13 protein-coding genes are annotated in these 12,684 nt (G+C 44.0%); 2 read left to right on the forward strand and 11 right to left on the reverse strand.

Features of this window, described 5'->3' with window-relative positions; all coding sequences use genetic code 11:
* From fabD to yceD, 5 genes are read right to left on the reverse strand one after another with little or no spacing between them, the layout of a single operon-like run.
* On the reverse strand, positions 1-930 hold the full coding sequence (gene fabD / locus FE810_RS00270; protein ID WP_138318030.1) for an ACP S-malonyltransferase: 930 nt from the start codon (positions 928-930) through the stop codon (positions 1-3).
* Between the two features lie 12 nt (positions 931-942).
* Positions 943-1,902, reverse strand: a complete 960-nt coding sequence (locus FE810_RS00275) for a beta-ketoacyl-ACP synthase III (protein ID WP_138318031.1) — start codon at positions 1,900-1,902, stop codon at positions 943-945.
* 9 nt (positions 1,903-1,911) lie between these two features.
* Positions 1,912-2,940, reverse strand: coding sequence for a phosphate acyltransferase PlsX (gene plsX / locus FE810_RS00280; protein WP_281278306.1), 1,029 nt, complete (start codon positions 2,938-2,940; stop codon positions 1,912-1,914).
* A gap of 11 nt (positions 2,941-2,951) precedes the next feature.
* Complete coding sequence (gene rpmF / locus FE810_RS00285) at positions 2,952-3,122, reverse strand: 50S ribosomal protein L32 (RefSeq protein WP_138318033.1); 171 nt, start codon at positions 3,120-3,122, stop codon at positions 2,952-2,954.
* Positions 3,123-3,145: 23 nt separating this feature from the next.
* The gene (gene yceD, locus FE810_RS00290) at positions 3,146-3,658 is read right to left on the reverse strand and encodes a 23S rRNA accumulation protein YceD (RefSeq protein WP_138318034.1); all 513 of its coding nucleotides are present in this window, start codon (positions 3,656-3,658) and stop codon (positions 3,146-3,148) included.
* Positions 3,659-3,880: 222 nt separating this feature from the next.
* Between yceD and FE810_RS00295 the strand changes: the two genes are divergently transcribed.
* Positions 3,881-4,471 carry a Maf family protein gene (locus tag FE810_RS00295; protein ID WP_138318035.1) on the forward strand — a complete coding sequence of 197 codons (591 nt, stop codon included), beginning with the start codon at positions 3,881-3,883 and terminating at the stop codon, positions 4,469-4,471.
* Between the two features lie 54 nt (positions 4,472-4,525).
* Here FE810_RS00295 and rluC read toward each other — a convergent pair whose 3' ends face one another.
* The gene (gene rluC, locus FE810_RS00300) at positions 4,526-5,530 is read right to left on the reverse strand and encodes a 23S rRNA pseudouridine(955/2504/2580) synthase RluC (protein ID WP_138318036.1); all 1,005 of its coding nucleotides are present in this window, start codon (positions 5,528-5,530) and stop codon (positions 4,526-4,528) included.
* A gap of 677 nt (positions 5,531-6,207) precedes the next feature.
* Between rluC and rne the strand changes: the two genes are divergently transcribed.
* Entirely contained in the window at positions 6,208-9,330 is a 3,123-nt protein-coding gene (gene rne, locus FE810_RS00305; protein WP_138318037.1) for a ribonuclease E, read from the forward strand.
* A 230-nt stretch (positions 9,331-9,560) separates the two neighbouring features.
* Here rne and FE810_RS00310 read toward each other — a convergent pair whose 3' ends face one another.
* From FE810_RS00310 to ihfB, 5 genes are all read right to left on the reverse strand, one after another.
* A complete protein-coding gene (locus FE810_RS00310; protein ID WP_138318038.1) occupies positions 9,561-9,857 on the reverse strand; it encodes a ComEA family DNA-binding protein in 297 nt (98 codons plus the stop codon).
* A gap of 208 nt (positions 9,858-10,065) precedes the next feature.
* On the reverse strand, positions 10,066-10,767 hold the full coding sequence (gene pyrF / locus FE810_RS00315) for an orotidine-5'-phosphate decarboxylase (protein ID WP_138318039.1): 702 nt from the start codon (positions 10,765-10,767) through the stop codon (positions 10,066-10,068).
* A gap of 4 nt (positions 10,768-10,771) precedes the next feature.
* Complete coding sequence (gene lapB / locus FE810_RS00320; protein ID WP_138318040.1) at positions 10,772-11,941, reverse strand: lipopolysaccharide assembly protein LapB; 1,170 nt, start codon at positions 11,939-11,941, stop codon at positions 10,772-10,774.
* Positions 11,942-11,969: 28 nt separating this feature from the next.
* On the reverse strand, positions 11,970-12,197 hold the full coding sequence (locus tag FE810_RS00325) for a lipopolysaccharide assembly protein LapA domain-containing protein (protein ID WP_246036816.1): 228 nt from the start codon (positions 12,195-12,197) through the stop codon (positions 11,970-11,972).
* A gap of 125 nt (positions 12,198-12,322) precedes the next feature.
* A complete protein-coding gene (gene ihfB / locus FE810_RS00330; RefSeq protein WP_138318042.1) occupies positions 12,323-12,610 on the reverse strand; it encodes an integration host factor subunit beta in 288 nt (95 codons plus the stop codon).
* Between the last annotated feature and the right edge of the window lie 74 nt (positions 12,611-12,684).

The raw sequence follows: 12,684 nt of genomic DNA on the forward strand, positions 1-12,684 counted from the left end.
TTAATCTTCAAGAGCTGATTGCATGCTCTGTGCTGTGTTTATGGAAGTACAAGATACTGACTTGTCGATTCGTTTAGTCAGACCCTGCAACACTTTACCAGGTCCAGCTTCAACCAAGGTATCGACGCCTTGCGAAGCCATCTTTTTCACCGTTTCGGTCCAGCGAACTGGACTGTACAGTTGTCGAATCAAAGCATCTTTAATTTGCTGTGCATCGCTATAGGTCGCAACATCGACATTATTGATGACTGGAATTTGTGGTGCATTAAAATCAGTATTGGTTAAATCCTGAGCTAACTTTTCTGCTGCACTGGCCATTAAGGCACAATGGGACGGAACACTAACCGGCAAAGGTAATGCTCTTTTCGCGCCAGCTTCCTTACATAATTCCCCGGCACGTTCGACCGCCGCTTTATTACCCGCGATCACGACCTGGCCTGGCGAATTAAAATTAACGGGTGAAACGACTTCGTCTTGAGCCGCTTGCTCACAGGCAAGTTTAATTGCCTCATCATCAAGACCAATGATGGCGAACATTGCGCCGGTGCCTTGTGGTACCGCCTGTTGCATATATAAACCGCGATTTTCCACCAATTTAACGCCGGTTGCCAAGGACAAAACGCCTGCACATACCAATGCCGAGTATTCTCCCAGACTATGTCCAGCCAAAAGCGAAGGTTTATTCCCCCCCATTTGCAGCCAGACTCTCCACATCGCAACACTTGCGGTAAGTAGCGCCGGTTGAGTAATGTGAGTTTGGTTAAGTTTATCCGCCGGGCCCTGCTGAATTAACTGCCAAAGGTCATAACCTAAAGCATCAGAAGCCTCTGCAAATGTTTGCTGAACGGTTTCGTTATCAGCAAAATCTGCCAACATACCAAGTGATTGTGATCCTTGTCCCGGAAACACAAATGCTAGATTCGTTTGCATATTAAATCTCTTTTAAAAACGTACCAGTGCGGAACCCCAGGTAAAACCACTACCGAAGGCCTCCATTAGAATGATTTGTCCGCGTTTGATGCGACCGTCTCGAACGGCTTCATCTAATGCGGTAGGGATTGTCGCGGCAGACGTATTACCGTGCTTGTGTAGCGTAACGACCACTTGTTCCATAGACATCGAAAGCTTTTTCGCCGCCGCCGATATAATCCGCAGGTTTGCCTGATGTGGTACAAGCCAGTCGATATCTGATTTGTCCATATTGTTGTGGGCAAGCGTTTCTGTAACGATTTCACTTAAACGAGTGACCGCAAACTTAAACACTTCGTTACCTTTCATATATAGGTAAGCTTTTTCTTCGGTAAGCAAATCACCACGTTTTGGTGAACCTGCCCCAAGCAATGCGCCATATTCACCGTCAGCATGTAAGTGCGTTGAAATGACGCCTTGCTCTTCACTTGCTTCGAGAATAACCGCACCAGCCGCGTCACCAAATAGAATAATGGTACTACGATCCTGTGGGTCACACATGTGTGACAATGCATCGGAACCAATAACCAATACACGCTTTACCATACCCGATTTAATAAACTGATCGGCAACGCTCAAGCTATAAATAAAACCTGAACAGGCCGCGGCCACGTCAAACGCTGGAATGTTTGGTAAATCCAGATATTTTTGCACATGGCAGGCTGCACTCGGTAAATCAACATGGGAACTGGTTGTTCCCATGACAATCATATCAATGTCTTTCACATCGATTCCTGCCATTGCTACTGCATTTTTCGCAGCTTCTGCTCCCATATAGGCAACATTTTCTTGTTCATTGGCGATGCGGCGCTCTTTGATACCCGTGCGTTCGGTGATCCACTGATCTGTGGTATCTACCATTTTTTCCAAATCCGCATTGGTGCGCACTTGCTCAGGAAAATAACTTCCTGTCCCAATAATTTTTGAATACATAACGTTTTGTTAAGACCTTTTGATTAATCCCAGTTCAACTTTATTTTTAATTTTCTCAGGAACTTGCCTTTCGACTTCTTTGACGGCCTCTAAAATTGCATTATAAAAGGCTGTACTATTGGCATTACCATGGCTCTTAACCACAATGCCACGTAATCCTAACAGACTTGCCCCGTTATACTGGTCGGGGTTCAGTCGTTTTAGGATTTTTTTTAAGGTTGGATTTAATAAAACACCCAGAAATCGGGTAAAAGGACTTTCATTGACGATTTTTTTAACCTTGTCCATGACCATTTTCGCCACACCTTCACAGGTTTTCAGTGCAACATTGCCGACGAAGCCATCACATACGATCACGTCGGCCTTTCCGGAAAAGATATCGTTTCCTTCGATAAACCCAGCGTAATTGATGTATGGGCTTGCGGTTAATAGTGCCGCAGTTTGCTTAATATGGTCACTGCCTTTAATGTCTTCTTCACCCATATTTAATAAGGCAACTTTGGGCTCTTTGATACCGTCAACCTGTTCAGCCATGACCGAACCCATTAAGGCAAATTGAAATAAGGTGTCAGAATTACAAAAAACATTCGCCCCTAAATCCAGCATAAACACATGGGAGTTACCATCACTAAGAGGTAGATGAGTAATCAAGGCTGGACGTTCGACGCCTGGGATCATTTTTAATACAAAATGGGCTATCGCCAGTAATGCTCCGGTGTTTCCAGCGCTTACACAGGCTTGAGCCTGATCATCTCGAACTAAGTTCAGAGCAGCTCGCATCGAAGAATCTTTTTTACAACGCAGTGCAATGGCAGGTTTTTCGTCCATGCTAATGGTTTCACTGGCATGCTGAATCGATAGTTGAGGATGATTAGAAAGTTGTAGAGTATTGAGGTGGGATTGAATAATTGCTTCATCACCGCAGAGCACGAGATGAAGGTTTGGCAATGTTTCGACCGCCAATTTTGCTGCAGGCAAAGTTATAAGGGGGCCATGATCGCCCCCCATAACATCTAACGCTACCGTTAGACTCACCAAAGTGTTCTCGCTTATTTAGCGATAACTTTGACACCTTTGTAAAAGCCATCGGCTGTTACGTGGTGACGACGATGAGTTTCACCAGATACGCTATCTACTGATAGATTTTCTGCAGTTAACGCATCGTGTGAACGGCGCATGCCACGTCTTGAACGAGACTTTTTACTTTTCTGTACGGCCATTACTTTACTCCTAAAATCACAAGTTACTTGAGTTGTTTCAATACATCAAATGGATTCGGTTTCTCAAGCGTATCCGGTAACTTCCCCCAAGTGCTGTCGGCATTTGCACGACAATCTTCGAGTTCATGTTTCGGGATTAGCGGAATTGCGAGAATTAACTCATCTTCCACTAATTCGCGTAAATTCACTTCACCATTTTCATCTAATTCTACGGCATCATAATACGAAGGTAACTGTTCGACAGCTTCTTCGTTCTTCACAGGAGAATAACAGAATTCAACCTGCAAATCCTGTGAAAAATCTTCATTACAACGCTGACATGTTAAAGACACTGATGCCTGGGCTTGACCTGAAAGTGTAATCAGACCTTGCTCGTCGACATCAAAGGTGATCTTTACATTTACATGCTCACCGTGGCCATTGGTCACAGCTTGCAATCGTTCTAATCCAGATAACTCAAAATATCCTTCACATACCAAGCGCCGTTGAGCACTCTTATATGGGTCTATGGTTATCGGAAGTTTAAGGTTCTGCATAAGGCGCGCATGATAAAGGCTGTCGGCCCCTGTGTCAAAAGAAAATTAAACACTTTAAGTGCTTTCGCTCAATTAATGACACATTTTAACACATTGAATACAATCCTAAAGTGAAAAGTGCACAGTTATTCGATATCCATGTCGCGATAACATCGCTTTCGCTATCGGCAGCGGTCAGGTAAAATATTTCATGAATCATGATTAACGCAAGCAAACGCCACAATGAAAACACTAGTGTTAGGCTCTACTTCAGTATTTCGTAAAGCCATTTTAGAAAAACTCAATCTCAATTTTATCTGTGACAAACCCGATATTGATGAAACGCCCCTGCCCCACGAAACCCCGGAGCAATTAGTTGAGCGCCTGGCGCTAGGCAAAGCAAAGAAAGTGGCTGAAAGCCACCGCAACGCATTGATCATTGGTTCCGATCAAGTTGCGGTGCATCAGGGAGAAATACTGGGGAAGCCAGGTAGTTGCGAGAACGCCATCAATCAACTGATGCGTTTTAGTGGCGATAAAGTGACATTTTTAACATCACTGTGTCTTTATAATAGTGGTGATGATTCATATCAAGTTATTGTGGAACCGTTCAATGTTTACTTTCGGGAGCTTTCTTTAACCCAGGTAACAGCCTATGTAAATGCCGAGCAACCTTTGCACTGTGCCGGCAGCTTTAAAAGTGAAGGATTAGGGATCTGCTTATTTGAACGATTAGAGGGGGATGACCCAAACAGTCTGATTGGTTTACCTTTGATAGGCCTGACAAAACTCTTGGCAAATCAGGGAATCGATGTGCTCGCTCTGCAAGCTTAGTTATTTTGAGGTTACCTGATTGTTTAGGCAACCTCATCATCACCGTTCAGGTTGTTAAAAAGTTTTCACATCCAGTTTTTTCAAAGCCGCGGTCAGTTGCGGATCATACGGCGCTTCAAATTTCACTCGCTGGTCATCTTTTGGGTGATTAAACTCAATACTTGCAGCATGCAAAAACAATCGCTTTAAACCAAGTGATTGCATCGTCGCGCTAAAATCTTCGGCGCCATATTTATTATCACAGGCAATAGGATGACCTTTGACCTGGCAATGCACACGAATTTGATGGGTTCGCCCAGTGACCGGAAAGGCACGAACCAAGGTTGCACCAATATAATGGGTCAGTACTTTATAACGAGTTTCGGACTCTTTCCCTTGTTGGTTATCTACCACCACCACACGTTCCCCGGATTTCAGTTCATTTTTCTTTAATCCTTCCGTCACTCGGGTCAATTTAGTCGACCAATGCCCTTTGACCAGCGCATGATAAAACTTTTGTACTTTCTTATGGCGAAGTTGTTCATGCAAATTTCGTAACGTTGATCGTTTTTTGGCGACAACCAAACAACCGGATGTATCGCGATCCAGTCGATGCACCAGTTCTAACATTTTTGCTGTTGGGCGCAGTGCCCGCAACGCTTCGATTAAACCAAAACTCAGGCCGCTACCACCATGAACCGCCATTCCAGAAGGTTTATTAATAACAATAAGGCAATCGTCTTCAAAGATAATCTGCTGTTCCAAAGACGCAACTTTCTTTAACTGCGGGGAAACCTTTTCCGGGTTATCTGGCATGCGAATAGGCGCAATTCTGACAATATCTTCGAGCTGTAAACGGTATTCCGGCTTAATGCGCTTTTTATTTACCCGTATTTCCCCTTTACGCAATAATCGATAGATCATGCTTTTGGGAACACCTTTTAAGGTTTTTAATAAAAAATTATCGATGCGCTGACCATCACTGGCCTCGTCAATTTCGTGGTATTGTACTTTGGGTCTGGGTGCATCCGAAGTGCTCGATTGCCCAGTGTTGACTGTCGTTGATGAATGGTTGCTCACGTAATTCACTGACTATTAAATAAAGAAAAGCGTGCAAGGATTTTAACACATGAGTAATCATTATGCTGGCCTATATCGCCAACGAATCCAGAGTTCTCCACGCATATACCGGCAATGCGGTTCGGTGACAAGCCGCCGCTTTGCGGTTCGAATCCGAAGTAAGTGTAATTAAAGTAAATTTATCACGCCTTAATTGTTGCCTTAACCTACACTTTAGTGGGATAATGAACAGGTTATTGATGATTTTCCAATAACCATGAAAAAACGAAGCTCTTTATGAATTGTAAGAGGTTTGATGCGGCAACGTCCCTGTACATTTTATTTAGCAAACCCCAATTATCGGTTTGCCCGATACACGGATAGCATCGCCATTTGCTGGCTCTGATGTGTGTAACCTATCAGAAACTGCAGCATAAACATCAAATCCAGCATTAATGAGCAAAACTTAAGAAAAGCACAACACTGCTTTGAGTGTAAATAGTTAATACACGTTATTGCCAGATTGCTGTATTTGTTTGCAATAGCGTAAAAAATAAACAATCAGATAGATAACAGATCCAGATTAACTGGCGTTGACAACCGTGAGGCTGACAACCCTCTGTTTGCTTAGCTAATACTAAGCAACGATTGCCTGCACTCTCGCATATGTTGTGACAAAAAATAGAGTCACATAATCAATGAAACGCATGTTAATTAATGCTACACAGTCGGAAGAGCTCCGCGTAGCACTTGTTGACGGCCAAAGTCTTTATGATCTTGATATCGAAAGCCCTGGTCACGAACAAAAAAAATCCAATATTTACAAAGGTAAAATTACCCGCGTAGAACCTTCCCTAGAAGCCGCCTTTGTCGACTATGGTGCTGACCGCCACGGCTTCCTTCCAATGAAAGAAATTGCCAAAAGCTATTTTCCTCAGGGTTATAGTTTTCAGGGCCGTCCAAACATTAAAGATGTGTTAAGTGAAGGCCAGGAAGTCATCGTTCAAATCGATAAAGAAGAGCGAGGCCAAAAAGGTGCCGCGCTCACTACGTTTATCAGCTTGGCCGGTAGTTATCTGGTACTAATGCCTAACAACCCTCGCGCTGGCGGTATTTCCCGTCGTATCGAAGGCGATGAACGTACCGAACTCAAAGAGTCTTTGAGTAAGCTAGACCTGCCAAAAGGTATGGGACTTATTGTCCGTACTGCCGGTGTCGGCAAAGAGTACGAAGAACTCGCCCACGATTTAAGTGTGTTATTACATTATTGGCGCTCCATTGATAGTGTTGCCAGCTCTAAGCCGGCACCATTTTTAATTCACCAAGAAAGCAATGTTATTCTGCGCGCTATTCGTGATTACCTGCGCCGCGACATTGGTGAAATCGTAATTGATCGTCCAAAAGTGTTCGACAACATTAAAGAACACATCCAACTTGTTCGTCCGGATTTTGTCAATAAAGTTAAACTTTATAAGGGCGATGTCCCCCTATTCACCCATTATCAAATCGAATCGCAAATTGAATCGGCCTTCCAACGGGAAGTTCGCCTGCCTTCTGGCGGCTCTATCGTAATCGATCCTACGGAAGCGTTAACGTCTATCGACATTAACTCTGCAAGAGCAACCAAAGGTAGTGACATCGAAGAAACCGCATTCAATACCAACCTTGAAGCCGCAGAAGAAGTTGCTCGTCAATTACGTTTGCGCGATTTAGGTGGTCTTGTAGTAATCGACTTTATCGATATGACCCCAGTTCGTCATCAACGTGAAGTTGAAAATCGCATGCGTGACGCCGTCCGTTCTGATAGAGCACGTATTCAGTTAAGCCGCATTTCTCGTTTTGGCTTATTGGAAATGTCGCGTCAGCGTTTGCGTCCATCCATCGGTGAAACAAGTCAGGGCGCCTGTCCTCGTTGTAATGGTACCGGTCACGTACGTGGGGTTGAATCTCTGGCACTGTCTGTATTGCGTCTGATGGAAGAAGAAGCGATCAAAGACAAAACCAGTCAAGTGCACGCTCAGGTACCTGTGCCTGTTGCTACGTACCTGTTAAACGAAAAACGTAATGCCGTTGGTCATATCGAAAAGCGTCATGATGTTAAAGTTCTGATTTTGCCAAACCAGAATATGGATACACCGCAATATGAAGTGATCCGTGTTCGAGATGATGAATCTACTGCACAGGCCAGCTATGAAGTAAAAGTCGCAGAGCCGGTTGCGGAAGAAGCAGTAATGCCAAAATTCCAGAAAGATGCGATAAAACGTGACGAGCCTGTATTACAAGGCATGACTGCGCCAAAAGCTACTCCAGTGCAAAAAGCACCGGAAAAAGAGAAACAGTCAGGCGGGTTATTTGCGGCAATAGCAGCATTTTTTACATCGCTGTTTGCAACAGAAGAAAAACCGAAGACGAAATCTAAACAACAGAGCCGTAAACGTTCTGATCAAGATAAACGCGATCACCGTCAACGCAAACCTCGTCAGCAACAACGTCGTAGTCGCAACCAAGACAAGCGTGACGGCAATCAAGACAAGCGTGAAAGCAGCAGAGACAATAAGCCGGGCGAAAAAACCCAAAGCTCTGCACCAAACCGCAATGCGAAGAAGCCTGTGAAGCGCGCGCCTGAAAAGCAGCAAGAAAAAGCAGTCAAAGAAGAGAAAGTCGCTGAGCGTCGTCAACGTCGTAACACTCGTAAAAAGGTTCGTTTAAATGACGACCGAGTTGAACAAAACGTTGCCGAAACTGCGATCCAAACGAGTGCGGATGCAAGCCAAGACGCGAAGCCTGTCGCCAAGGAAAAACCTGCCAAAGGCAACCGTCGTCAGGCTCAGAAAAAACCAACTGCCGCTCAAAAACCAGTAGAAGCGCCAATTGAAGAAACACAAACTGCACCAGAAGCACAAGCTGAGGTTGCAGAGTCGGATGTGAAACGTGAGAAAGAAGGTAAGAATCGTACCCGTCGTTCTCCTCGTCATCTTCGCTCCCATGGTCAACGTCGTCGTAAAGACAAAGATCAAAACGCTGAGCAAGAGGCCGATACCGCGCAAGCATCAGACACCGTAAAACCTGTCGACGATGCTGTCGTTGCTCGCTACCCTTCTGTTGCAGAATCTGAGCAAGCGATGCAAACCTCTTTGGATTTGAATCCTGAAGAGGCTAAACCTGCGGTTCAGGATGAACAAGAGACCGTTGTTCAAACCCAAGCGTCATCGTCTCAACAAGATGAAGGTAGTACGCAATTGGAATTAGAAGTGTCTGCGCATGAGGAAACTCAATCAGTGCCAGTGACAGAGAACAATTCTGAATTGCCAACTAGCCCAGAGCCAAGTGCTGCAGAGCCTGCTGTTGAACAAGCAACGAGCGATGTCCAAGCGGTAGAACAGAGCAGCGTGAGCCCAGAGCCTACTCCGGTTGTTGCTCCTACTACGCAAGCGAATGAAGATAATTCATCACAACAGGCAGAGATAGTTCAGCCAGAAGATGTTCAAGCGCCAACTGTCGAGCAGGAGCCCGAAGTTAACGTTCAATCAATACCGAGCGCCGATGCAACAAGTGAAATCACCGATACCGAAGAAAAACCGGGATCTGAGATTATTGATGCAAAAACGGTTAAGCCAGTTAAAGCGGCTAAAGTTCATCGTTTGAGTGGTAAGGCTAACGCACCAATGACTAAGCCTGAGATGGTAGCATCGGAAGTTGATTCTGAACTACCGACATCAGCACTTGCTAGCGAAGAGCGAGCAGAATTTGGTCGTTCGGTGAGAGTTGCGAGCCAGGCCTCAGCGACAAACCATAGCTCAGCGGGTCCGACGAAACCTTAAATAAAGACTGAAACTTTAGTTAAGTCTGCGCCCCGAGTCATTGAAACTCATCGCCAGTTAAAGTCGATTCTTTGATACAAAAACGCCAGTGATAACTGGCGTTTTTTTTTGCTCCCTAAACTACGAGTATTACTGGCGCCTGAAATACGTTATCACAGCCAATAATATTAACCCCATGGATTATCGGCCCTGAGACGCTTATTGAGCCGCGAATCCATGATGTTTGTTACCTACAATCGCAATGATTTGCCATTTTTCAGTAAAAACTTCTCGCCGATCCCTTTCACATTAAGCAATTGCTTTACATCAGTGAAGGGGCCATTTACTTCACGATAGTCAATTATCGCTTGCGCTTTTTTGGCCCCTAACCCACTGATTTTCTGTAATTCCTGCAGATCAGCTTGATTTAAGTTTACGGAATCAACTTGCGCTGATTGTTCGACTTTGACTGACGCCGCATTGGCGGCATGACAAGCTCCGCCAAAAATAGATAAGGCTATAAAAAGCGTTAAACATAGTTTATTCATTGATTTCTTCCTTTAGTAATAAACAATTGGATCTCAATAACGCCATTAAATATCTGCGGATTAATTCGCTGAAGTTTAAATTTGAGAACCAATATGACCACCCCATGTGGTGCATTTTAAGCTTAGACACATCAATGAAATTTTTTCGGGCAGAAAAAAAGCCACCTTATCAGGTGGCTTTGTTATTTGGTTATTGCGGTTTTATGCATTAACGTTCAAGTGAAGCGTTAATGCTTTTCAATACCGCAGCAGGATCTTCAGCTTTGGTGATTGGGCGTCCAATGACCAAATAATCCACACCAACAGAAATCGCTTCAGGTGGCGTCATAATGCGCTTTTGGTCATCGACACTGGCACCTACCGGTCGAATACCCGGAGTGACCAATTTAAAAGCTTCCCCTAAGGTCTGTTTTAAAACCTGGGCTTCCTGAGCCGAACAGACGACCCCATCAAGGCCGGACTTTTGTGCCAGTTTCGCTAACGCAAGAACCTGTTGCTCCGGAGTCAATTCGATGCCGAGTTCGCGTAAATCGGCAGTTCCCATGCTCGTCAAAACCGTAACCGCGATCAATAATGGCGCTTTATCACCATAACGTTCCAATTCCTGTTTGGCACGTTGCATCATCGCACTACCGCCGCTGGCATGCACATTGACCATCCATACGCCTAAATCGGCTGCTGCTGCGACAGCCTTAGCGACAGTATTAGGAATATCATGAAACTTAAGGTCTAAGAACACATCGTAACCACGGTGCGTTAAATCCTGAACAAATTGCGGTCCAAAGTGGGTGAACATTTCTTTACCCACTTTCAAGCGACAATCTGCTGGTTCAATTTTATCAACAAATGATAACGCGTCAGCTTTGTTAGGAAAATCCAGGGCAACAACAACCTTTGGATCAATTGACATATACTTATTCTCCTTCCAAACCTCTTACTGGTTTGATTTGTTCCCAATCATGACAGGATGGACAAGACCAATAGTGCACGGTACTGTTAAACCCACAATTGCGACAACTATATCTGGGACGCAATTTCAAATAGGCTGTGACCAACTCTTTAATCACATCCAGTGATTCCTGCTGTGTTTGCGGATTCTCTTCATTAATTTGCATTTTGACGAAATGTTTAAAGCCGCGAATGGTCGGACGACGATGTAAAGCCGATAATAAGTATTCAACCGCTTTCTCAGGTGAATGGCTTTGTTGAATATACTCAAGATACGTTATCAGTGCAGTGCTACTACCGGTCTTCTCAAACACACCTTTAATAAAAGGATAAAATTCGTCTTTGTGATCACTTCGCATATAGCAGTCGCGCATTCTATCAATTACATCAGGAAAAAACTCCTGATCCTGCAAAAATATTTCTTGATAGCAACGGCAAGCTTCATTGTACTGCTCAGAGTTTTCATAAACTTTCGCCATGGTTACCTTCGCCCGGCTGGAATTTGGGTTTAGCACCAGAGCATGTTCAAGAAGTTCCAGCTCTTTGATATATTCATCATCCTGCATCGCCAATTCGGCCAGTTCACAGTAAAAATTTGCTAACGAATGATTCAACTTCTTGTCTTCAGACTTACGGACCGCCTTTTCGAGTTTAATGCCTTTTTGCCAATCCTTGGTCGATAAGTAGATTTGCAACAAATACGCCAGGGCTTTAATGCCGTAGGTAGGTGATTTGGTCAGTTTGAGGAACATTTTTTCAGCGCGGTCAAACAGACCTGCACTATGAAAGTCTCTGCCTAGCTCGAATGCTGCTTGTTGTTTTTCTTTGTCCGATAATACCGGTTGGCGCACCAGATATTCGTGAACTTTGAGGGCTCTGTCGAGCTCTCCACGGCGACGAAACAAGTTTGCCATGGCAAAGTGAGCTTCAACCGTATCATCTTCGTGTTTTAGTGCTTCCAGGAGATAGTCGATAGCTTTATCCTGTTGATTCGACAACAGATAATTCAGACCGGTGGAATATTTGATGGATAATGATTCTTTCGCACTTTGATCTTTTTGTTTGACGCTGTTTCTTCCCATAAACCAGCCGTAACCGACGGCTACTGGAAGTAATAAAAATAACAGTTCAAACATGGCGATAATTTCTTATAAGGGAATTCACTTAACCAGACTTTTTACGCGTCAGACGGCGTTTAAAAGAAAATAGCGAAGAGATTAAAAAACCTATCAAAAAGCCGAGAAAGGTAAACAGACTGACCGCCTGGGAAACACTAATTTCAGCTTTAGCAACGATATAATTTAATTCAATTAGTTGCTCATTTTGTGAGCCAAAGACAAATGCAATGGCCAGCAGTATAAAAAGAAATACAACCGAAATAAATAATTTCACGAGAATCTCCGCTCTTTTTCTGAAAAATAAGTATTTTAACCTTAATTCTTATTTGCCGACGACAACTGGCACAATGAAAAAAAAGGCATGCTATATAGCATGCCTTTTTCTGTCTTATTCTGCAATTAAGCTAATGAAAGATTTACTCTTTCTCTCAACTCTTTACCCGGTTTAAAATGTGGAACATATTTACCCGTTAGGTCAACAGATTCCCCAGTTTTGGGATTGCGTCCAACCCGTGGCGCGCGATAATGTAGTGAAAAACTGCCGAATCCTCGAATTTCAATACGGTCACCACCTTCCAGGGTTTCCGCCATCATTTCCAAAATTTCCTTAGTGGCTGATTCTACATCCTTAGCTGACAAGTGATCCATCTTATCAATTAACTTCTCAATGAGTTCTGACTTGGTCATTTGACCTCCAGTTCATTTTGGCGCTAGCCGATGGATTAGAGATTGAGGAGATAAAAATTATCTCCTCACCTAAG

This window comes from Thalassotalea litorea, from assembly GCF_005843925.1.
Lineage (GTDB): Bacteria > Pseudomonadota > Gammaproteobacteria > Enterobacterales > Alteromonadaceae > Thalassotalea_A > Thalassotalea_A litorea_A.